This window comes from Streptomyces sp. AB3(2024), from assembly GCF_041862025.1.
In the GTDB taxonomy this organism is placed as follows: domain Bacteria; phylum Actinomycetota; class Actinomycetes; order Streptomycetales; family Streptomycetaceae; genus Streptomyces.
Genome location: NZ_JBGWAB010000137.1, coordinates 1 through 19,858, shown reverse-complemented (window position 1 = coordinate 19,858; position 19,858 = coordinate 1). Strand labels below are relative to the sequence as shown.

18 protein-coding genes and 1 pseudogene are annotated in these 19,858 nt (G+C 73.7%); 12 read left to right on the top strand and 7 right to left on the bottom strand.

Going from position 1 to position 19,858, the window contains the following annotated elements; translation table 11 throughout:
- The first annotated feature begins 371 nt into the window (after positions 1 to 371).
- The 3 genes and pseudogenes from ACEPPI_RS34225 (at position 372) to ACEPPI_RS34215 (ending at position 2,782) form a co-directional block, all read left to right on the top strand.
- Positions 372 to 1,073 carry a TetR/AcrR family transcriptional regulator gene (locus ACEPPI_RS34225; protein ID WP_373919150.1) on the top strand — a complete coding sequence of 234 codons (702 nt, stop codon included), beginning with the start codon at positions 372 to 374 and terminating at the stop codon, positions 1,071 to 1,073.
- A 145-nt stretch (positions 1,074 to 1,218) separates the two neighbouring features.
- Positions 1,219 to 2,391, top strand: coding sequence for an acyl-CoA dehydrogenase family protein (locus ACEPPI_RS34220; RefSeq protein ID WP_373919149.1), 1,173 nt, complete (start codon positions 1,219 to 1,221; stop codon positions 2,389 to 2,391).
- A gap of 59 nt (positions 2,392 to 2,450) precedes the next feature.
- Positions 2,451 to 2,782 (top strand): annotated as a pseudogene (locus ACEPPI_RS34215) (GNAT family N-acetyltransferase).
- A 6-nt stretch (positions 2,783 to 2,788) separates the two neighbouring features.
- On the opposite strand, the gene ACEPPI_RS34210 reads toward ACEPPI_RS34215, so the two are convergent.
- A complete protein-coding gene (locus ACEPPI_RS34210) occupies positions 2,789 to 3,082 on the bottom strand; it encodes a hypothetical protein (RefSeq protein ID WP_373919148.1) in 294 nt (97 codons plus the stop codon).
- 388 nt (positions 3,083 to 3,470) lie between these two features.
- Between ACEPPI_RS34210 and ACEPPI_RS34205 the strand changes: the two genes are divergently transcribed.
- Together ACEPPI_RS34205 and ACEPPI_RS34200 are read left to right on the top strand one after the other, a co-directional pair.
- Complete coding sequence (locus tag ACEPPI_RS34205) at positions 3,471 to 4,547, top strand: hypothetical protein (protein ID WP_373919152.1); 1,077 nt, start codon at positions 3,471 to 3,473, stop codon at positions 4,545 to 4,547.
- A gap of 12 nt (positions 4,548 to 4,559) precedes the next feature.
- Positions 4,560 to 5,651 carry a phosphotransferase family protein gene (locus tag ACEPPI_RS34200; RefSeq protein ID WP_373919147.1) on the top strand — a complete coding sequence of 364 codons (1,092 nt, stop codon included), beginning with the start codon at positions 4,560 to 4,562 and terminating at the stop codon, positions 5,649 to 5,651.
- A gap of 8 nt (positions 5,652 to 5,659) precedes the next feature.
- Here ACEPPI_RS34200 and ACEPPI_RS34195 read toward each other — a convergent pair whose 3' ends face one another.
- Positions 5,660 to 6,100, bottom strand: coding sequence for a hypothetical protein (locus ACEPPI_RS34195; protein WP_373919146.1), 441 nt, complete (start codon positions 6,098 to 6,100; stop codon positions 5,660 to 5,662).
- 229 nt (positions 6,101 to 6,329) lie between these two features.
- Here ACEPPI_RS34195 and ACEPPI_RS34190 point away from each other — a divergent pair, with 229 nt between their 5' ends.
- From ACEPPI_RS34190 to fxsA, 4 genes are all read left to right on the top strand, one after another.
- Entirely contained in the window at positions 6,330 to 6,770 is a 441-nt protein-coding gene (locus ACEPPI_RS34190; protein WP_030240692.1) for an Lrp/AsnC family transcriptional regulator, read from the top strand.
- A gap of 89 nt (positions 6,771 to 6,859) precedes the next feature.
- The gene (locus ACEPPI_RS34185; protein WP_373919145.1) at positions 6,860 to 8,500 is read left to right on the top strand and encodes an amidohydrolase; all 1,641 of its coding nucleotides are present in this window, start codon (positions 6,860 to 6,862) and stop codon (positions 8,498 to 8,500) included.
- Positions 8,501 to 8,849: 349 nt separating this feature from the next.
- Positions 8,850 to 9,617, top strand: coding sequence for a polyprenol monophosphomannose synthase (locus ACEPPI_RS34180; protein ID WP_373919144.1), 768 nt, complete (start codon positions 8,850 to 8,852; stop codon positions 9,615 to 9,617).
- Positions 9,618 to 9,737: 120 nt separating this feature from the next.
- Positions 9,738 to 10,319: an FxsA family membrane protein gene (fxsA, locus tag ACEPPI_RS34175; RefSeq protein WP_373919151.1), complete on the top strand. Its 582-nt coding sequence runs from the start codon at positions 9,738 to 9,740 to the stop codon at positions 10,317 to 10,319.
- A gap of 88 nt (positions 10,320 to 10,407) precedes the next feature.
- On the opposite strand, the gene ACEPPI_RS34170 is transcribed toward fxsA, so the two are convergent.
- The 3 genes from ACEPPI_RS34170 to ACEPPI_RS34160 all read right to left on the bottom strand — a co-directional run bounded on the left by ACEPPI_RS34170 (position 10,408) and on the right by ACEPPI_RS34160 (position 13,313).
- Entirely contained in the window at positions 10,408 to 10,782 is a 375-nt protein-coding gene (locus ACEPPI_RS34170) for an RNA polymerase-binding protein RbpA (protein ID WP_007262928.1), read from the bottom strand.
- A gap of 323 nt (positions 10,783 to 11,105) precedes the next feature.
- Positions 11,106 to 12,476, bottom strand: a complete 1,371-nt coding sequence (locus tag ACEPPI_RS34165; RefSeq protein ID WP_373919143.1) for an MFS transporter — start codon at positions 12,474 to 12,476, stop codon at positions 11,106 to 11,108.
- A 66-nt stretch (positions 12,477 to 12,542) separates the two neighbouring features.
- The gene (locus ACEPPI_RS34160) at positions 12,543 to 13,313 is read right to left on the bottom strand and encodes a glycerophosphodiester phosphodiesterase family protein (protein WP_373919142.1); all 771 of its coding nucleotides are present in this window, start codon (positions 13,311 to 13,313) and stop codon (positions 12,543 to 12,545) included.
- A gap of 204 nt (positions 13,314 to 13,517) precedes the next feature.
- Here ACEPPI_RS34160 and ACEPPI_RS34155 point away from each other — a divergent pair, with 204 nt between their 5' ends.
- Positions 13,518 to 15,020: a PLP-dependent aminotransferase family protein gene (locus ACEPPI_RS34155; RefSeq protein ID WP_356217923.1), complete on the top strand. Its 1,503-nt coding sequence runs from the start codon at positions 13,518 to 13,520 to the stop codon at positions 15,018 to 15,020.
- Positions 15,021 to 15,053: 33 nt separating this feature from the next.
- On the opposite strand, the gene ACEPPI_RS34150 is transcribed toward ACEPPI_RS34155, so the two are convergent.
- Together ACEPPI_RS34150 and ACEPPI_RS34145 are read right to left on the bottom strand one after the other, a co-directional pair.
- A complete protein-coding gene (locus tag ACEPPI_RS34150) occupies positions 15,054 to 16,691 on the bottom strand; it encodes a hypothetical protein (protein ID WP_373919141.1) in 1,638 nt (545 codons plus the stop codon).
- Positions 16,692 to 16,742: 51 nt separating this feature from the next.
- Positions 16,743 to 16,937: a hypothetical protein gene (locus ACEPPI_RS34145; protein ID WP_007262923.1), complete on the bottom strand. Its 195-nt coding sequence runs from the start codon at positions 16,935 to 16,937 to the stop codon at positions 16,743 to 16,745.
- A gap of 329 nt (positions 16,938 to 17,266) precedes the next feature.
- Between ACEPPI_RS34145 and ACEPPI_RS34140 the strand changes: the two genes are divergently transcribed.
- Positions 17,267 to 17,734 (top strand): ankyrin repeat domain-containing protein, encoded by a 468-nt coding sequence (locus tag ACEPPI_RS34140; protein ID WP_373919140.1) that lies wholly within the window; start codon positions 17,267 to 17,269, stop codon positions 17,732 to 17,734.
- 342 nt (positions 17,735 to 18,076) lie between these two features.
- Positions 18,077 to 19,474, top strand: coding sequence for a HEAT repeat domain-containing protein (locus ACEPPI_RS34135; protein ID WP_373919139.1), 1,398 nt, complete (start codon positions 18,077 to 18,079; stop codon positions 19,472 to 19,474).
- The last annotated feature ends 384 nt before the right edge of the window (positions 19,475 to 19,858 follow it).

Below are 19,858 nucleotides of genomic sequence, written 5' to 3'. Positions count from 1 at the left end.
CCGCTGGCGCGCCCGCGGCCGGCGCCGCCGGCAGCACCACCGGCAGGACCGCGGCCGGCGCCCGGGACCTGCGTCCGTCCGGACCGGGAGCGCCCGTCTCCTCTTCCGCCGCCGCCTCCTCCGTCGGCATTCGGCCCCGCCCAGTCCGCCCGGCCCTCGGCGGCCGCTCTCCCGCCCTTGTACGTGTCCTTGTCCGTGCCCATGGCGTGTGCCTCCCGTACGTCGTCCCGTGCGCGGGGGAACCGCGCCGGAAACTGCGGGGGAGTTGCGGGGGATGTGCGCAGGATCTGCGGAGCAGAGGTGCGCACGGGCCCGCAGGGGGCTCTGCCATACTGCGGGGATCCCGTGGCAGTTCGAGGCTAGGGCCGAATTTGAATAATAGTCAACAGCGTGGTGCGACCGGCCGTTCGCAGGTCCGCAGGGCCGAACTCATAGCAATCGGGCGGAAGTTGTTCGCCGACACCTCGTACGACGCCCTCTCCGTGGACGACATCGCCCAGCAGGCGGGCGTCGCCAAGGGGCTCATCTACTACTACTTCAAGAGCAAGCGCGGCTATTACCTCGCGATCGTCGAGGACTCGGTCGCCGAACTCGTCGCCCGCGCCACCGGCGAGCCGGACCTGCCGGGCGCCGAGCGGGTCCGCCGCACGATCGACGGCTACCTCCACTTCGCCGAGCACCACCACGCCGCCTACCGGACCATCGTCACCGGCGGGGTCGGTTCCGACGCCGAGGTGCTGGCCATCCGGGACGGGGTCCGCGAGGAGCTCGTGGCCGCGATCGCCGAGGGCGCGTACGGGCGCCGCACGGTCCCGCCGCTGGCCCGCCTCGCCCTGGTCGGCTGGCTCTCCGGGGTGGAGGGCGCCACCCTCGACTGGATCGGCTCCGTCGGCGCCGACGGGCAGCCCGAGCGGCCGGCGCTCGCCGCGCTGCTGGTGCGCCAGCTGCGCGCGACACTGACGGTGATCGAGGAGTTCGTCCCGGAGTGCACCGCGCCTCCGGCCGCCTCCGACGGGCCCACGAGCCCGCCGGACGATCATCGCGATCGGGTACCGGTGACGGAAAGCGCCTGATCGGGCATACTCAACCCGCCGCAGCCTCTGAGCGGGCCCTTTCGTGATCCGGGAGGGCAGCATCGGCTGCGAGTACCCAGACCCGGCGGCGCGTCCCACACCTCACGCGTCGTCGCCGTGCCCGACGAGGGAGGAGAGCGCCGCCATGACCGACCGCGCCCCGCAGCCGGTGGACCGTCAGCTGCCGACCGAGGAGTCCCGGGACCTCCTCATGCTCGTACGCGAGATCGCCCAGCGCGAGATCCGTCCCCGGGCCGCCGACGAGGAGGAGACCGGCCGGTTCCCCCGCGAGGTCTTCACCCTGCTGTCGGAGTCCGGGCTGCTGGGACTTCCCTACGCGAGTGAGTCCGGCGGCGGTGACCAGCCCTACGAGGTCTACCTCCAGGTCTTGGAAGAGCTCGCGGCCGCCCGCCTGACCGTCGGGCTCGGCGTCAGCGTGCACTCGCTGGCCTGCCACGGCCTGGCCGCGTACGGCTCCAAGGAGCAGCAGGCCGCCCACCTGCCCGACATGCTCGGCGGCGGGCTGCTCGGCGCGTACTGCCTGTCCGAGCCGGCGGCCGGCTCCGACGCCGCCTCGCTGACCACCAAGGCGGTCCGTGACGGCGACGACTGGCTGATCACCGGCACCAAGGCCTGGATCACCCACGGCGGGGTCGCCGACTTCTACACCGTCCTCGCGCGCACCGGGGCCCCCGGGGCCAAGGGGATCACCGCCTTCCTCGTCCCGGGCGACGCCCCGGGTCTGACGGCCGCGGTCCCCGAGAAGAAGATGGGCATGAAGGGCTCGCCCACCGCCCAGCTGCACTTCGACGGCGTGCGCGTCCCCGACACCCGGCGCATCGGCGAGGAGGGCCAGGGCTTCACCATCGCCCTCGCCGCCCTCGATGCCGGCCGGCTCGGGATCGCGGCCTGCGCGATGGGAGTGGCCCAGGCGGCCCTCGACGAGGCCCTCGCCTACGCCCTCGGCCGCAAGCAGTTCGGCCACCCGATCGCCGACTTCCAGGGCCTGCGCTTCATGCTGGCCGACATGGCCACCAAGATCGAGGCGGGCCGGGCGCTGTACCTCGCGGCGGCGCGGCTGCGGGACGCGGGCAAGCCGTTCTCCCGGCAGGCGGCGATGGCCAAGCTGTTCTGCACGGACGCGGCCATGGCCGTCACCACGGACGCGGTGCAGGTGCTCGGCGGCTACGGCTACACGGCGGACTTCCCGGTGGAGCGCCTCATGCGCGAGGCGAAGGTGCTCCAGATCGTGGAGGGCACGAACCAGATCCAGCGCATGGTCATCGCCCGCCACCTGGCCGGCCCCGAGAGCCGTTGAACGGCCCCGGTGCGGAGGTCCTCGTCCGCCCGGTCCTGACCGACGCCGAGCTGAACGGCCTGTTCGCCGCCGCCTGGCCCGGGCACCGGACCGCGTCCTTCGCACCGGTGCTGGAACGCAGCCTGGCCTGGGTCGCCGCCCTTGAGGGCGGCCGCCTGGTCGGCTACGTCAACGTCGCCTGGGACGGAGGGGTGCACGCCTTCGTCCTCGACACCACGGTGCACCCGGACCTGCGCCGGTCCGGGCTCGGGGTCCGCCTGGTGCGGGCGGCCGCCGACGCGGCGCGGGAGCGCGTGCGCAGTGGCTGCACGTCGACCACGAACCGCACCTCGAACCCTTCTACGCGGCCTGCGGCTTCCGCCCGACCGCGGCGGGGCTGCTGGCGCTCTGAGCCCGCTCAGGGGCTGCCGTAGAGGGGGCCGTTCGGCCAGATGGGGAAGGAGGCGACCCGGGACCACTCCGGATCGCGCCGCCCCGGCAGCGTCCGGCCGTCGGCGGCCCAGCGGGCGAGCAGGGCTCCGTAGATCGGCGGGTCGGGATGCCGCTGCCGCGGGGGCTGCTGCCGCTCCGTCGTCCGCTCGGAGGGCCGGCCGACCGGCCGGTCGAACTGCTGAACCGATTCTTCGGCGCCGGGGGGAACGGGGCGCCGCCGGCGCCCCACTCTCGACGCGGGCGTCTCCACAGTGGTCATGCACGGCCAACGCGGGACCGGGAGCACGAGTAACCCTCTCCCGCCCGCGCCCATCCGTTCGACCCTTCCCACGGCCCGCGGGATCCCGCGCGTGTCGGAGAGCGAGCCCTGATGCGTACGCGACACGTCGTACCCGTCGCCCCGGCCGCCACCGCGCTCCCCGCCCGCACCGGCTGTCAGGACGCGAAGCCCGCCGGGGCGGGGCCCGCGACGTGGCCCGGCGTGCCGAACTGTCAGGATGTGCCACAACCCTGGTCGCGCACCCGCTTTCTGACGTACCGTCATATCCGCTCAGCCGCCGCCCACCCCTGTGCCCAGGAGGTTTGCCGTGCCCGCGGACCGCCCCGTCCCCCTCGACGAATACCCCATCCACCAGGCCCCCCTGTCGATGAAGCACCTGGTCACCGGCGACCGCAACGCCTACGACCGCTGCATCTTCCACGTCTTCGACCACACCGGCCGCGCCGTCCTCATCCTGGGCCTCGGCGTCTACCCCAACACCGGCGTCATCGACGCCTACGCCACCCTCCGCCTCGGCGGCGAACTCCTCGCCGTCCGCGCCTCCGACGCCCTCACCGACGACCGGATGAACCTCTCCGTCGGACCGCTGTCGATCACCGTCGACGCCCCCCTCCGCCGGCTCACCCTGCGCTGCGACCCCGACCCCGACGACCCGCACGGGCTCTCGTACGACATCGCCTGGACCGCGGCCTTCCCCGCCGTCTGGGAACCCCACCACATCCAGCGCCGCGGCGACCGCCTCATGCTGGAGGGCCGCCGCTTCGTCCAGGCCGGCCAGGTCACCGGCACCCTCCGCGCCAGGGGGGAGGAGTTCACCCTCACCCCCGGCGCATGGACCGGAACGCGCGACCGCAGCTGGGGCGTGCGCCCCCTCCCCGGCGAGGACGGCGGCCGGGCCGCCGAGGAACACCGCCCCGAGGGCTTCCACTGGCTCTGGATCCCCGTCCGGTTCGAGGACCGCTTCCTCATGGTCATCGCCCAGGAGGAAGCCGACGGCCACCGCACCCTGAACGAGGCCGTCCAGGTCTTCCCCGAGGACAGCGGCCGCCCCGACGTCCAGCTCGGCTGGCCCCGGACGGAGATCCGCTACCGGCCCGGCACCCGCCACCCCGAGAGCGCGGTCGTCCACCTCACCGACCCCGCCGGCAAGCCCATGGAGCTCGGAGTGGAGATCCTCGCCTCCTCCCCGCTCGCCGTCGGCGCCGGCTACCCGCCCGCCACCGACTGGCAGCACGGCAGCTGGCAGGGCCGCGGCTGGACCGACCGTCGCGTCTACGACCTCACCGACCCCGCCGCCCACCCCATGGCCGCCTTCGGGGTCACCGACCACGCGGCCCGCTTCACCCTGGAGGGCCGCACCGGATTCGGCATCTTCGAACACGGCAGCTTCGGCCGCCACGACCCCAGCGGCTTCACCGACCACTCCTCCGTCGCCCCGCACTGAAGGAGCCCGCCCATGGCCACGGCACCACGCCCGCGCACCTCCACCCGCGAACCCGCGGAACTCGGCCGCCGCCTCGCGTCCTGGCTCGACCGCCACCTGCCCGGGGCGCAGGTGACCCGCGCCTCCGTCCCCGCCTCCAACGGCATGTCCAGCGAGACCCTGCTCTTCGACATCGAACACCCGGACGCGCCCGTCCGCGGCTGCGCCCTGCGCCTGGCCGCGGACCCGGCCGCCTACACCGTCTTCCCCTCCTACGACATGCCGCGCCAGCACCGCGTGATGAGCCTGGTCGCCGCGCACACCGACCTGCCCGTACCGCGCGTGCTGTGGCTGGAGGAGGACCCGGCCCCGCTCGGGGCGACGTTCTTCGTCATGGCCCGCGCCGAGGGGCGCGTACCGCCCGACGTCATGCCCTACACCTACGAGGGAAACTGGCTGTACGCCGCCACCGACGCCGAACGCGCCGCCCTCCAGGACGCCAGCGTCTCCCTGCTGGCCCGGCTCCACGACCAGTTCCCCGCCAAGGAAGCGGAGTTCCTGCTCCCGGCCGGCGCGGGCAGCCCGCTGCGCCGCCACGTCGAAGCCCAGCGCGCCTACTACACCTGGGTCGTGTCCGGCCTGTCCCGCTCACCCCTGCTGGAACGCGCCTTCGACCGGCTGGAGGAACTCTGGCCGGCCGACGAGGGCGAACCCGTCCTGAACTGGGGCGACGCCCGCATCGGCAACGTCGTCTACGACGGCTTCGAGCCGGTCGCGGTCCTCGACTGGGAAATGGCCGCCTACGCACCCCGCGAGGTCGACCTGGGCTGGACCGTCTACCTGCACCGCTTCTTCCAGGACCTGACCGTCGGCTTCGGCCAGAGCGGACTGCCGGACTTCCTGCGCCGCGACGATCTGGAGCGCCGGTACGCCGAACTCACCGGGCACACCCCGCGGGACATGGAGTTCCACACCCTCTACGCCGCCCTGCGGCACGGGATCCTCATGCTGCGCATCGCCTACCGGCAGGCGCACTTCGGGGAGGTCGAGGTCCCCGCCGACCCGGACGGCCTGATCCTGCACCACGGCAGTCTCGCCGCCATGGTGCAGGGCACCTACTGGTAGCCGGTGTCTCAGGCGGCCTGCGCGTGCTGGCGCATCTGCGGCAGCGGGGCCGCCACCGCCCGGACGGGACGCGAGCCCGGACCGCCGACGTGCGAGAAGGGCTGCGTCCGCCAGTCGAGACCCTGCGGCAGGTCGAAGTGGACCACTTCGAGCTCCGGCCCCTCGGCCTGGAGCCCGCCCACCGTCGGCAGCGCGTCCGCGACCGGCCGGCCGGTGCCCGCGCACACCGTGAGCCCGAACGGGTTCCACGGGCTCAGGCACAGCGCGTGCTGGGGCAGGTGCTCCTCGTCGGCGACGAGTGCGATCGACTGCCCGCAGTCGGGGCAGATCGCGTGGTGGATCTCGAACCCCTCCGCTTCGTCGAGGTACTCCTCGTCGTCCGCGTACGCGGTCTCGATCAGTTCCAGGGGCTCCGGTTCGGTGCGACCGGCGCGCTTGGTGTTCAGCATGGATGTACTCCCCCTTGGGTGGGCCGGGCGGGCAGGTTCTTCGGCCACGGCCACACCAAGCACTTCCCGCCGCGCGGCACGAGTAACCACGACGGCCCGCCGTACGCCCGTCCACCCCTGTGGCTTTGGTCACATGCCCGGTGCAGGTGCCGGTTCTGGGGGCACTTCGGCGTGGACACCGCTGTGCCTGGAGCGGCTCTGGGCAATAGGTTGAGCGGCTATGAGCGCAATGGAGGAGCTGGACCGCCAGATCGTGGATCTGCTGGTGCGGGACGGGCGGATGAGCTACACGGACCTGGGCAAGGCCACGGGACTGTCCACATCGGCCGTCCACCAGCGGGTACGCCGGCTGGAGCAGCGCGGAGTGATCCGCGGCTACGCGGCCGTGGTCGACCCCGAGGCCGTCGGGCTGCCCCTGACCGCCTTCATCTCGGTCAAGCCGTTCGACCCCAGCGCCCCCGACGACATCGCCGAGCGGCTGGCCGGGGTACCCGAGATCGAGGCCTGCCACAGCGTCGCCGGAGACGAGAACTACATCCTGAAGGTACGGGTGGCCACGCCCCTCGAACTGGAGGACCTGCTGGGCCGCCTGCGCGCCCTGGCCCACGTCTCGACCCGCACGACCGTGGTCCTCTCCACCCCCTACGAGGCGCGCCCCCCGCGCGTCTGATCCCGGACGCGCCGGGGAGGGACCGCCCACGGTCGCGCCACCCACCCCCCGGTCCCGGCACGCCCCGCGGAGGGGCGAGACTAGGGCCCATGACCGACCGCACCGCCCGCTCCGCCGACGCCGCCGGAGCCCCCGAGGCCGCCCCCGCCCGTACCGTCCTGCTGCGCGGGGGAGAGGTGCACAGCCCCGCCGACCCCTTCGCCACCGCGATGGTCGTCGAACGCGGGCACGTCGCCTGGGTCGGCTCCGAAGGGGCCGCCGACGCCTTCGCGCGGGGCGTGGACGAGGTCGTCGACCTCGACGGGGCGCTCGTCACCCCGGCCTTCACCGACGCCCACGTCCACACCACCTCCGCCGGCCTCGCCCTCACCGGCCTGGACCTGACCGGTGCCCGCTCCCTGTCCGAGGCGCTGGGGCTGGTCCGTGCGTACGCCGCCCGCCGTCCCGCCGACCGAGTGCTCCTGGGCCACGGCTGGGACGCGGCCCGCTGGCCCGAGCGGCGGGCCCCGCGCCGGGCCGAACTGGACGAGGCCGCCGGGGGGCGGCCCCTCTACCTCAGCCGCGTCGACGTCCACTCCGCCGTGGTCACCACCGCCCTCCTGGACCTCGTCCCCGCAGTCCGCGCGCGCGGCGACGAGCCGCTCACCCGGGACGACCACCACGCCGTGCGGCGGGCCGCCTTCGACGCCGTCACCCCCGCCCAGCGCGCCGAGGCCCAGCGGGCCGCACTGGACCGGGCCGCCTCCCTCGGCATCGGCTCGGTGCACGAGTGCGGCGGTCCGGACATCTCCTCCGCCGAGGACTTCACCGCCCTGCTCGACCTGGCCGGGCAGCGGCCCGGGCCGCGCGTCTTCGGCTACTGGGCCGACCGGGACCTCGGGCTCGCCCGGGAACTCGGCGCGGTCGGCGCCGCGGGCGACCTCTTCGTGGACGGCGCGCTCGGCTCGCACACCGCCTGCCTGCACGCCCCGTACGCCGACGCGGCGCACACCGGGACCGAGTACCTGGACGCGCGGGCCGTCGCCGAGCACGTGGCCGGCTGCACCGGGGCGGGGCTCCAGGCCGGGTTCCACGCCATCGGGGACGCGGCCGTCTCCGCCGTCGTCGAAGGGGTCCGGGCCGCCGCCGCGAAGGTCGGCCTCGAACGGGTCCGGGCCGCCCGGCACCGCGTCGAGCACGCCGAGATGATGACCCCGGACACCATCGCCGCCTTCGCGGAGCTGGGCCTGACCGCCTCCGTGCAGCCCGCCTTCGACGCCGCCTGGGGCGGGGACGAGGGGATGTACGCGGACCGCCTCGGCGTCGAGCGCGCCCGCACCCTCAACCCGTACGCCGCCATGCTCAAGGCCGGGGTCGCACTGGCCTTCGGCTCCGACGCGCCCGTCACCCCGCTCGACCCCTGGGGCACCGTCCGCGCGGCCGCCTTCCACCGCACCCCCGGGCACCGGATCTCCGTACGGGCGGCCTTCGCCGCCCACACCCGGGGCGGCTGGCGGGCCCTGGGCCGGGACGACGCGGGCACCCTCGTACCCGGCGCCCCCGCCGACTACGCCGTCTGGCAGACCGGGGAACTCGTGGTCCAGGCCCCCGACGACCGGGTCGCCCGCTGGTCCACCGACCCCCGCTCCGGCACGCCCGGACTGCCCGACCTGAGCCCCGGCCGTGAGCTCCCGGTGTGCCTGGCGACGGTGGTCGGCGGCCGGGAGGTATTCGTACGGCCACAGGGGTGATCCCCCCGGCCTCGGCTCGGTACGGGCGGCCGGACCCGGATAGGTTCGGCCGGGTCCACCACAGGACGTCCGGGCCGGCCGGATCCGGCTCACCGCACCCGCGCCTCGGGGGCGAGGGAGGGTTTCCCCGGACGGGAGGCGGACGGCGGTCCCGTACTCCGAGGGAGCTCGGGAGAGGGTGGTCCCGGATCGGGGCCCGGCGCTCCAGTAGACAACGGTCACGGCGGCCCGCAGCCAGCGGGAGCCGGTCCGGCCCGAAGGACCGCCGGCCCCGATCGCTGTTCTAAAATCGTCCTGCTGTGACGGGACGGACGAGGCCGGCCGGTCGAGGAACACGCAAGGGGACCCAGTGAGCGACGGCGGACAGCGGACCTACGGACCGCTCGGCACCACGCTGGTGATCATTCCGACGTACAACGAGGCCGAGAACATCGGCCTGATCGTCGGCCGGGTGCGTGCCGCCGTGCCCGAGGCGCACGTCCTCGTCGCCGACGACAACAGCCCCGACGGCACGGGCAAGCTCGCCGACGAGCTGGCCTCCGCCGACGACCACGTGCACGTCATGCACCGCAAGGGCAAGGAAGGCCTCGGCGCCGCCTACCTCGCGGGCTTCGCCTGGGGCCTGGAGCACGGCTACGGGGTCCTCGTCGAGATGGACGCCGACGGCTCCCACCGGCCCGAGGAACTGCCCCGTCTGCTCACCGCCCTGACCGGTGCCGACCTCGTGCTCGGCTCCCGCTGGGTGCCGGGCGGCCGGGTCGTGAACTGGCCCAAGAGCCGCGAGTTCCTCTCCCGGGGCGGCTCCACCTACTCCCGCCTGATGCTGGGCGTCCCGATCCGCGACGTCACCGGCGGCTACCGCGCCTTCCGCCGCGAGACCCTGGAGGGCCTGGGCCTGGACGAGGTGGCCTCGGCCGGGTACTGCTTCCAGGTCGACCTGGCCCGCCGGGCCGTCCGCAAGGGCTTCCGCGTGGTGGAGGTGCCCATCACCTTCGTGGAGCGCGAGCTCGGCGACAGCAAGATGAGCAAGGACATCGTGGTCGAGGCCCTGTGGCGGGTCACCCAGTGGGGCCTGCGGGAACGCGCCGCCAGGCTCACCGGCAAGCGCCCCGTCTGACCGCCGGGCACCGGCCCGTCGGCACCGCGGGCCCCCTAGGGGATGTCCGGTACCTCCGACTGAGGCCGCTTTTAACCCGGACCGGGCACACTGGAAGGCATGACGACCGGCACTGGTTCTTTGAGGACCGGCACATCTACGGCCCCTCGACGGCGCTCACCCGCCCGCACCTTCCTTCCCCTGGCGGTCGCCGCCTGGCTCATCCTGGAGATCTGGCTGCTCGGCCTGGTCGCGGGAGCGGCCGGCGGGGTGACCGTCGCCGCGTTGCTCGTGGGCGGGCTGGTGCTCGGCGTGGTGGTCATCAAGCGTGCCGGGCGGCGGGCCTTCCAGAACCTCACCCAGACCTTCCAGCAGGCCCAGGCGCAGGCGATGGCCGGCGAGGTGCCGACCCCGCAGACGCCCAAGGGCTCGGGCAACGGCCTGATGATGCTGGCTGGACTGCTCCTGATCGTGCCCGGCCTGCTCTCCGACGTGGCCGGCCTGCTCCTGCTGCTGCCGCCCGTACGCACCTTCGTGGCCCGCAGGGCCGGGCGCAGCCTGGAGCGCAGGATGACCGCGGCCGCCCCCGGCGGCTTCGGCGACGCCTTCACGCAGGCCCGGATCCACTACCCCGACGGCAAGGTCGTCCAGGGCGAGGTCATCCGAGAGGACCGGCCCCCGGGCGGCCCGGACACCGACCGGCGCCCGCCGCTCACCCCGTGAGGGAGTGACCGAGAACACGCGATAAGCCGAGGGGCCCCGCCCCGGGTGTGGCGGGGCCCCTCGGCTTATCGCGTGTTCCAGTCCCCGGCTAGGCGGACTTGCGGCTGTCCCGCGGATGCACGGCAATGTTCATGGCGCCGGAACGCAGGACCGCCAGCCTTTCGGCCAGCACTTCCTCCAGCTCCTCGCGGGTGCGTCGCTCCATGAGCATGTCCCAGTGCGTTCGCGCAGGCTTGCCCTTCTTCTCTTCGGGCCCGTCCCCGTCCACCAGGAGTGCCATGGCGCCGCACGCCTTGCACTCCCACTCCGGCGGAATTTCTGCCTCAACCGAGAACGGCATCTCAAATCGATGTCCGTTCTGGCATGCGTACTCCACCGCCTGGCGCGGGGCCAGATCGATGCCGCGGTCCGTCTCGTAGCTGGTAACCACGAGCCGCGTACCGCGGAGAGCTCGCTCACTCATGAATCGTGCCTCCCGGGCTTGTCGCCCACAGGACAGGTGTCGCTGTCGTCGTCATCCGGTCAACGTCCGGTCGGCGGTATAGATTCCCGCTCCGGGTCATGCGTCGCCCGTCGTGCCGCCCCTTGTTGTACCCACCACTGCCCGTTTTGTCACATCTGGCAGCAGATGTCACCCAACGTCCACGCTTTGCGTGTGCGCAGTAACGGTCCGCCTGGCAGGGCAGAGGCGTACACTACCGGCCCTTTGCTTCAACGTCGAAATTCGTTCGGAATTCGTTCGTGGGTCCGGGACCCTCCGGGGCCGGATCCGGCCCCGGAGCGCGCTCAGACGCGCAGGGGAACAGGATTCCCCGCCGCCTCCACCGCGCGCCGCACCGGCACCCGCGCGAGCAGCACGAAACCCAGTGCGAAGAAGACCACCAACGAGATGATCGCATCCCGGTAGCTGCCGGTGAGCTGGTACGTCAGGCCGAAGACCAGGGGTCCCACCCAGCTCAGCCCGCGGTCGCTCATCTCGTAGGCGGAGAAGTACTCGGCCTCCTTGCCGGCCGGCACCAGGTGCGAGAACAGCGAGCGCGACAGCGCCTGGCTGCCGCCCAGCACCAGCCCGATCATCGCGGCGAGGGCGAAGAACCACACCGGCGTCCGGGCCGGCAGGAAGTATCCCGCCGCGAGCGTGAGGGCCCAGGCGGCCAGCGAGCCGAGGATCGTCCGCTTCGCCCCGTACGAGACGGCCAGCCGGCCCATCGCCAGAGCGCCGGCCACCGCCAGCACCTGGACCAGCAGCACCGCCACGATCAGCGTGGACTGCTCCAGCTCCAACTCCTCCGAGCCGTACACCGACGCCTGGGAGATCACGGTCTGCACGCCGTCGTTGTAGATCAGGTACGCCAGCAGGAAGGACAGCGTCAGCGGATAGCGCCGCATGTCCTTCAAGGTCGTCACCAGCTGCTTCCACCCGCTGACCGCCGGATCTCCGCCCGCCTCCCGCACCACCGTGCGGTCCCGCAGCCGACGCAGCGGGATCACCGTGAAGGCGCCCCACCACAGCCCCGCGGACGCCAGGCAGATCCGGACGGCCGTGCCCTCGGAGAGCCCGAAGGAGTCGTGGCCCTGGAACAGCACCAGGTTCAGCACCAGCACCAGCGCGCCCGAGGTGTAGCCGAAGGCCCAGCCGCGCGAGGAGACGGTGTCCCGCTCGTCCGGGGTGGAGATCTGCGGCAGGTAGGCGTTGTAGAGCACCATCGACAGCGAGAGCGAGGCGTTCGCCACGACCAGCAGCAGCCCGCCCAGCAGGTAGCGGTCGCCGCCGAGGAAGAACATCCCCGCCGTCGCCGTGGCCCCCGTGTACGCGGCCGCCGCCAGCAGCGGCTTCTTGCGCCCCGTCCGGTCCGCCACGGCCCCGACCAGCGGCATGATCAGTACCGCCACGATCACCGAGGCCGACACGGCGTAGGCGAAGTAGGCGCCGGCCCGGACCGGGATCCCCAGCGGGTGGACGTAGCCCTCGGCGTCCGCCGCGGCCTTGGCCACGGCGGTCAGGTACGGACCGAGGAACACCGTGAGCACGCTCGTCGAGTACACCGAGCAGGCGAAGTCGTAGAAGTACCAGCCGTGCTGTTCGCGCCGGCGTGCGGCGGCGGCTCTGCCGTCGTCCTCGCCGGATTCCGCTTCTGTTTCCGTCCGCTCGGTCATGAGCGCCCCCTCGCTGGTCCCCGTACGGGTCGGCCGCCGCGCCGGGCGCGGCGGCCCGCGGGCTCGTCAGGCCCAGGCCCCGCGCCGGTCCAGCACCGTCCGCAAGATGTCGATCCGGTCGGTCATGATGCCATCGACACCCAGGTCCAGGAGAGACTCCATGCGTTCCGGTTCGTTCACGGTCCAGACGTGCACCTGGAGTCCCCGTTCGTGCGCCGTGCGTACGAAGCGCCGGTCGACCACCCGGATGCCCGCCTGCGTCTCGGGCACCTGCGCCGCCACCGCACCCACGCGCAGGGCCGCCGGGATCGCGAAGGAGCGCAGCCGCAGCCCCACCACCCCGCGCACCCCGTACGAGGTCGCGAGCCGCGGACCGGCGATCTTCTGCGCCCGGGCCACGCGGCTCTCCGAGAAGGACCCCACGCACACCCGGTCCCAGACGCCGGCCCGAGCGATCAGGTTCACCAGCGGGTGCAGGGCCGACTCGTCCTTGATGTCGACGTTCCAGCGGGCCTCGGGGAACTCCTCCAGCAGTTCCTCGAACAGCGGCAGCGGCTCGGTCCCCGCGACCCGCGCCTCGCGCACCCGGCTCCAGGGCAGCTCGCGGATCCGGCCCTGCCCGTCGGTGACCCGGTCCAGGGTCGCGTCGTGGAAGGCCACGAGCTTGCCGTCCGCCGTCGCGTGCACATCGGTCTCGAAGTACCGGTACCCGGCGGCGGCCGCCCGGCGGAAGGCGGCGGCGGTGTTCTCCAGCCCGTCCGCCGCCCCGCCCCGATGGGCGAAGGGAATCGGAGCAGGGTGGTCCAGATACGGATGGCGCAGGCGTACGTGAGTCACGGGCGCAGTATGCCCGCTGTGCTCCCCGGGACGGCATCGGACGCGTGGCCACGGGGTGAACGGGCCTGCCCCGGGGAGCCGGTCGCGCCACCCCCTCTGGCCCGGACGGAACCCGCCATGACAGTCTGGGGCCGCGGAACCAATCCAATACCGGCCCCGGACCCCGCCCGCCGAGGCCAATTCGATGAAGGTGGACCGGACGCCATGGCTCAGTGGACCTCAGCGGTCGGTGCCGCACAGCTCGCCCGTCTCATCACCTCGCAGCAGGACCGCCCCGGCGCGCCCGGCGCCCGCAAGTCACCCGCCTACCGCACCCTGGCCGACGGCATCCGGCTGCTCGTCCTCGAAGGCCGCGTCCCCGTGGCCGCCCGGCTGCCCGCCGAGCGCGAACTGGCCGTCGCCCTCTCCCTCAGCCGGACCACCGTCGCCGCCGCCTACGAGGCCCTGCGCGGGGAGGGTTTCCTGGAATCCCGTCGGGGCGCCGGCAGCTGGACCTCCGTACCGGCCGGCAACCCGCTCCCCGCCCGGGGCCTGGAACCGCTCCCGCCCGAATCCCTCGGCTCGATGATCGACCTCGGCTGCGCGGCCCTCCCGGCCCCCGAACCCTGGCTCACCAAGGCCGTCCAGGGCGCCCTGGAGGAACTCCCGCCCTACGCGCACACCCACGGCGACTACCCGGCCGGACTGCCCGCGCTGCGCCGGATGCTCGCCGACCGCTACACCGAACGCGGCATCCCGACCATGCCCGAGCAGATCATGGTCACCACCGGGGCGATGGGCGCCATCGACGCCATCTGCAGCCTCTTCGCGGGCCGGGGCGAGCGGATCGCCGTCGAATCCCCCTCCTACGCCAACATCCTCCAGCTCATGCGCGCCGCCGGGGTGCGCCTGGTCCCCGTGGCCATGGCGGACGGCCTGAGCGGCTGGGACATGGACGTCTGGCGGCAGGTGCTGCGCGACGCCGCCCCGCGCCTGGCCTACGTCGTCGCCGACTTCCACAACCCCACCGGCGCGCTGGCCTCCGAGGACCAGCGCCGGGCCATGGTCGAGGCCGCCCGCTCCGCCGGCACCGTGCTCATCGCCGACGAGACGATGGCGGAACTACGGCTGGACCCGGACCTGGAGATGCCGCGTCCGGTCTGCTCCTTCGACCCCGCCGGCTCCACCGTGATCACCGTCGGCTCCGCCAGCAAGGCCTTCTGGGCCGGGATGCGGATCGGCTGGGTCCGCGCCGCCCCGGACGTGATCCGCAGCCTCGTCGCCGCGCGCGCCTACGCCGACCTCGGCACGCCGGTGCTGGAGCAGCTCGCCGTGAACTGGCTGATGCGGACCGGCGGCTGGGAGGAGGCCGTCGGGATCCGCCGGGAGCAGGCCCGGGACAACCGGGACGCGCTCGTCGCCGCGGTCCGCCGGGAGCTGCCGGAGTGGGAGTTCGAGGTACCGCGCGGCGGGCTCACCCTGTGGGCCCGTGCGGGCGGCCTGTCCGGCTCCCGGCTGGCCGAGGTGGGGGAGCGGGTCGGGGTCCGCGTCCCCTCCGGCCCCCGGTTCGGGGTGGACGGGGCCTTCGAGGGGTACGTACGGCTGCCGTTCACCGTGGGCGGCCCGGTGGCCGAGGAGGCCGCCGCCCGGCTCGCCGCGGCGGCCCGGCTGGTCGGCACCGGAGCGGGCGGCGGCGGCGCGGAGCCCCCGCGCACGTTCGTCGCGTAGCGGGCCGGGGGCAGGGCGGGGGGCGGTGCGGGCCTACGGGGCCTCCGCCGCCACCTCCGGGATCTCCGAGGCGTCGATCGACGGACCCGGCGCCTGCGCGGGGGGCTGGAGCCGGAGCGCCTTGGACGGGGTCACGCGGTCCTCCCCGCCGCCCGCACCCGGCACCTGTCGCTCGGGGAGCAGCTCCAGGACCGCCTGACGGTGGCCCGGGTGCGTGCCGTCGTCGTACGGGTCCGGCGTCGCGGGCACCTGGAGCCGGTGCACCGGCCCCGTACCGAGACGGGCGTACCCGCGGCCCGGCGGCGTCTGCGCCGGCGGGGTCGTGTGCGGGGGCAGCCCGAGGACGTCGGTGATCTGCTGGACGGAGGCGGGCCCGAGGACCACGCGGGCCCGGGTGTGCTGCCAGACGGCGTCGTTCAGCAGTTCCAGGTGGTCGAACTGTTCGGCCACCACCACCGTGATGTGCGCGGCGCGCCCGTGCCGCAGCGGAACCTGGAGCTGCGCCAGGGGGTCGGGGTGGCCCTCGGCGGCCGCGAGGTGTCCGAGCACGCTCGGCCGGTCCAGCAGGATCCACAGCGGGCGCCGGGTGTCCTCGGGGGCGGGGCGGCCCGCCTCGTGGGCCCGGTGGGTGGCGATCAGGCGGCGTTCGGTCTCGTGCGCGGCCCACTCGACGGTGGCCAGCGCCCCGCTCGGCCCGCACTCGACGGCCCGTACGCCCGCGCGGCCGGACAGGCACGAGTACTCGCCGCTGCCGCCGCCCTCCACGATCATGACGTCGCCGCCGTGGCGCAGGGCCTGGAGGGCGATCGAGCGCAGCAGGGTGGAGGTGCCGCTGCCGGGCTGGCCGACGGCCAGCAGGTGCGGCTCGGTGGAGCGGGGGCCGGTGCGCCAGACCACGGGAGGCTCGTCGCGGGGGTCGTCGTCCTTGACCACGGGCAGGGTGCGCCGGACCCCCGCCGGGTCGGTGAAGCCGAGGACGGTCTCGCCCGGGGAGGTCACGAAGGGCTGGGCGGCAATCCCGGTGGGCAGCGGGGCCAGTACGCGCAGATCGAGCTGGTTGCCCTCCTCGTCCCAGTCGAAGCGGTACTCCCGCCCGCGGCCGGACTTGGCGTGCAGCAGCGCCTCGATCCGGGCCCGGGAGGCGGCCTCGCCGTCGGGGAAGTAGGCGGGGTAGCGGATGCGGAGCCGGGTGACCCGGCCGGCCTCGTCGAAGGCGTAGTCGCCGAAGGCCCCGTCCCAGTCGCCGCCGTGGGTGAAGAGCGGACTCGGGTCCTCGGGGACGGAGAAGTACGGCACGAGGGCCTCGTAGAGGGATCCGAGCCGTTCGGTCTCGGCGTCACTGGGCCCGGTCTTCACCGGGGTGCGGTCGCGTCCCTGCCAGGCCGCCGCCGCCATGAGGGAGAGCAGGGCGGCCAGGGGGCCGTAGGGGAGGAGCGAGACCACGAGGACGCAGGCGGTTCCCAGGAACAGCGCGGGACCACGCTTGTCCTTGGGGGTCGCGGTCCACTTCCGCCGCCCGGCTGCGGCCAGGATGCGCAGACCGCGCCCGATGGTGAGGAGCGGATGGAGGACGTCCGTGGCGCTGTCGGCGGCCGTGCGAGCGAAGTCGCGGCCCCGGGCGAGCGACGCGGTGCCGCTGCTGAGGATTCGGGGGAGTGGGCGCCGTGCCACGGTCGTCTCCTGGAGTTGTGGTGGTGCGGGGACGGTGCGGGTCGGGGCGGTCTAGAGCTTGATCCCGCCGAGCAGGCTCGCGAGGCTCGCCGTGCTCGCCGTGATGCTGGGGGCGATGGCGGAGCCGGCGAGGAAGAAGCCGAAGAGCGCGCAGACGAAGGCGTGCGTCAGCTTCATCCCGTCCTTCTTGAAGAAGAGGAAGCAGATGATGCCGAGCAGGACGACACCTGAGATGGACAGGACCATGAGACGTTCTCCTGGTGGGTGGGGACGGTCACCATCAGTTCTTCCAGGCTCACAGAAAGTATCAATGCGACAAAAGGTGCATACGGGTGAATCCTGAGTTTTTTCACCGGCCTGGCCCACCCTGACTGGCGCGTCCGCCGCGCAGGGTGTGCGCCCGCCGCCGACCGGCATCCTTGCCTCGGACCGGGCCCCTCATGTCCCTCACCGGGCGCTACCCTGACGATTCACCCGTACGGACGCAGTGCCGTGCACCCCACGGCCCGCCCGGCCTGGGGAAACTCTTGCCGAAGCGGCGAGCGACGAGTAGCGAGTGAAAGGCGGCACGAGTGATGAGCAGGACCGACGAGAACGCGGACCACGCGGCCAGTGCGGACCACGCGGACGGCGCGGCGCAGGCGGCCGACGCGGCCGGCGTTCCCGACGCGGACGTCATCGAGCTGGCCACCAAGATCTTCGACCTCGCCCGCCAGGGCGAGACGGAGACGCTGACCGCCTACCTCGACGCCGGCGTCCCCGCGAACCTCACCAACGACCGCGGCGACACCCTCGTGATGCTCGCCGCCTACCACGGCCACGCCGACGCCGTCACGGTCCTGCTGGCCCGCGGCGCCGAGGCCGACCGCGCCAACGACCGCGGCCAGACCCCGCTCGCCGGAGCGGTCTTCAAGGGCGAGGAGGCGGTCATCCGCGCGCTCCTCGCCGGCGGCGCCGACCCGAACGCCGGAACCCCCTCCGCGGTGGACACCGCCCGCATGTTCGCCAAGGCCGACCTGCTGGAACTCTTCGGAGCCCGGTAATCCGGTTTTTTCCCGGGCCGCGCCCGGCCAGGACCGGGCCGAGACCTCACGGCTTGGTCACGGCGGCCTTAAATGTGGTCGCGGCACACAAACCGCCTGGGTCATCATGGCGTCGGATTCGATTCGCGGACATGACGGACGGGCAGGAGCGGGCTGGACACGACGGGTGTCCACACCCACCCCTGCCACACCGGCCGCCAGGGTCGCGAAGCACCGACGAGAGTGAGAAGGCAATGGTCTACATCGAGCGGAACATGACGGCGGACGTCCTCACATGCTGTTACGCGGCCCTGTGAATCCCGATTCCCGGTTGCGTCCCCAGCTTGATTTGAGGCCATTCCCATGTTCGAACCAGTCATAGCGCCAAGCGGCACCCTGCTCGGGCTCCTCCAGCGGGGCCGCGGCGACGGCACGCTGCACGCGCTCGCGGCGCCCCGGTCCGAAGCCCTCGCGGCCCTGGACCAGTGCGTGCTCCGCGACCCGCGCCAGGACTGGCAGGTCGAGAACCGCTCCCTGTACTACGCCCGCCTGTACCTGGACCTCGACGGCCCCCTCGGCACGATCGAGGCCCACCTCTTCAGCCCCGACGACCTCGTCGACGAAGAGGACCACCGCACGGGCCTCGCCCTGTCCGTCCTCGGCCACCTGGCCTCGTACGGCCGCGACGACGCGATCGCGCTGCTGCGCCGCTACGCCGCCTGCGGCGCCAACTGGGCGTGGGCCCTGGACGAGCTGGCCCTGCGCGACGACGACGAGGGGCTGCGCTCCCTCGCCGACGCCGTCCTCGCCCGGTTCCCCTCCACCCCCGAGGGCGAGGCCCGGCTCGCCGCCGCCGTCCGCGACGCCTACGAGCCCCGCCCGTGGTGCCTGTGGGAGGAGTCCCCGCTGTACGGGGAGCGCCTGCGCGCCGCCCGCCAGCAGGGCTCCTTCGACCGCTGGCAGCGCCAGCTGACCCCGAGCGGACCCCGCCCCGGCTGGGGCGTGCAGGCCGTCTTCGACTGGGCCGCCGACGGCCTGCGCCGCGGTACCCCGTTGCACGTGCCGGCCGCGCGCTGCCTCGCCGCCGTGGCGGCGCCCGAGGACCGCCCCGCCATCCTCGCGGCCGCCGCCGGAGCCGACGGCGAGGCCGCCCGCGCGACCGCCCTGCACCACCTGGTCCTCGCCGAACCGGAGAACCCGGCCGTCCTGGACCTCATCGAAGCCGCCGGGGACGAGCCCGCCGTGGCCGCCTACGAGCGCATGTGCGGCCCCGCGGCCCTCGACCGGGCCCGGCTCTGGGTGCACCGTCCCGACGCCCTGGGAGCGGCCGCCGCGTCCCTCCTGGCCGCCCGCGGCGGAGCCGACGACGCCGGCCTCGTCCTCGGAGCCCTGCGCTCCACCGTCCGGGGCTCGGGCCCCGACACCGTCCGCCTGTTCGCCCTCGTCGACGGCGCCGGCCGGCTCTCCATCGGCTGCGCGGCCCCGGTGCTGCGGCACGTCTACCGGGAGACGGCCTCCTCCCACCTGCGCGGGCGCGCCGCCCGCGCCCTGGCCAGCACGGACCCGTCCTTCGCGGCCGGCTTCGCCGTCGAGTGCCTCTGGGACTGCGAGGAGACCACCCGCGAGGTGGCCGCCCGCCACGCGGAGACGGCCGATGCCCGCGTCGCCCCCCGCCTGCGCCGTCTCGCGGCGGACCCGGCGGAGGAAGAGGACGTCCAGTCGGCGGTCCGCAGCCGCATCGCGCCGGAGTCGGCGGTGTAGGGGCTGGTGCCGGTCGGGGCCGGGGGTGGGCGGTGCTCCCCGGGTCGGGATCGGGGGAGGGCTGGGGGCGTCCCGCCAGTCCACTGTCCTTCCGTGCCGGGCCGGCCAGTCGAGGGCGCTCCCTTCGGTCGCGTCGCTTCGCGATGCAATGCCGCGTAGTCAAGCGGTGTGGTGGCGGGGCGCGCGGTTTGGGGTGCGGCGTGTCGTGAGACAGCGCAACGGGACCTCTTGTAGATCGGGGAAGTCCGCCAAGACATCCCTGAACACGAGGTCCCGTTGCGCTGTCAGTCTGTCACTGTTTCCCGTTCCCTCACTGTCGCTGGGGGTGTCTTCGCGCCGGGCCATCTGGGTGAGTTGACGCGGTACCTGCCGTTCGAGCTAGTC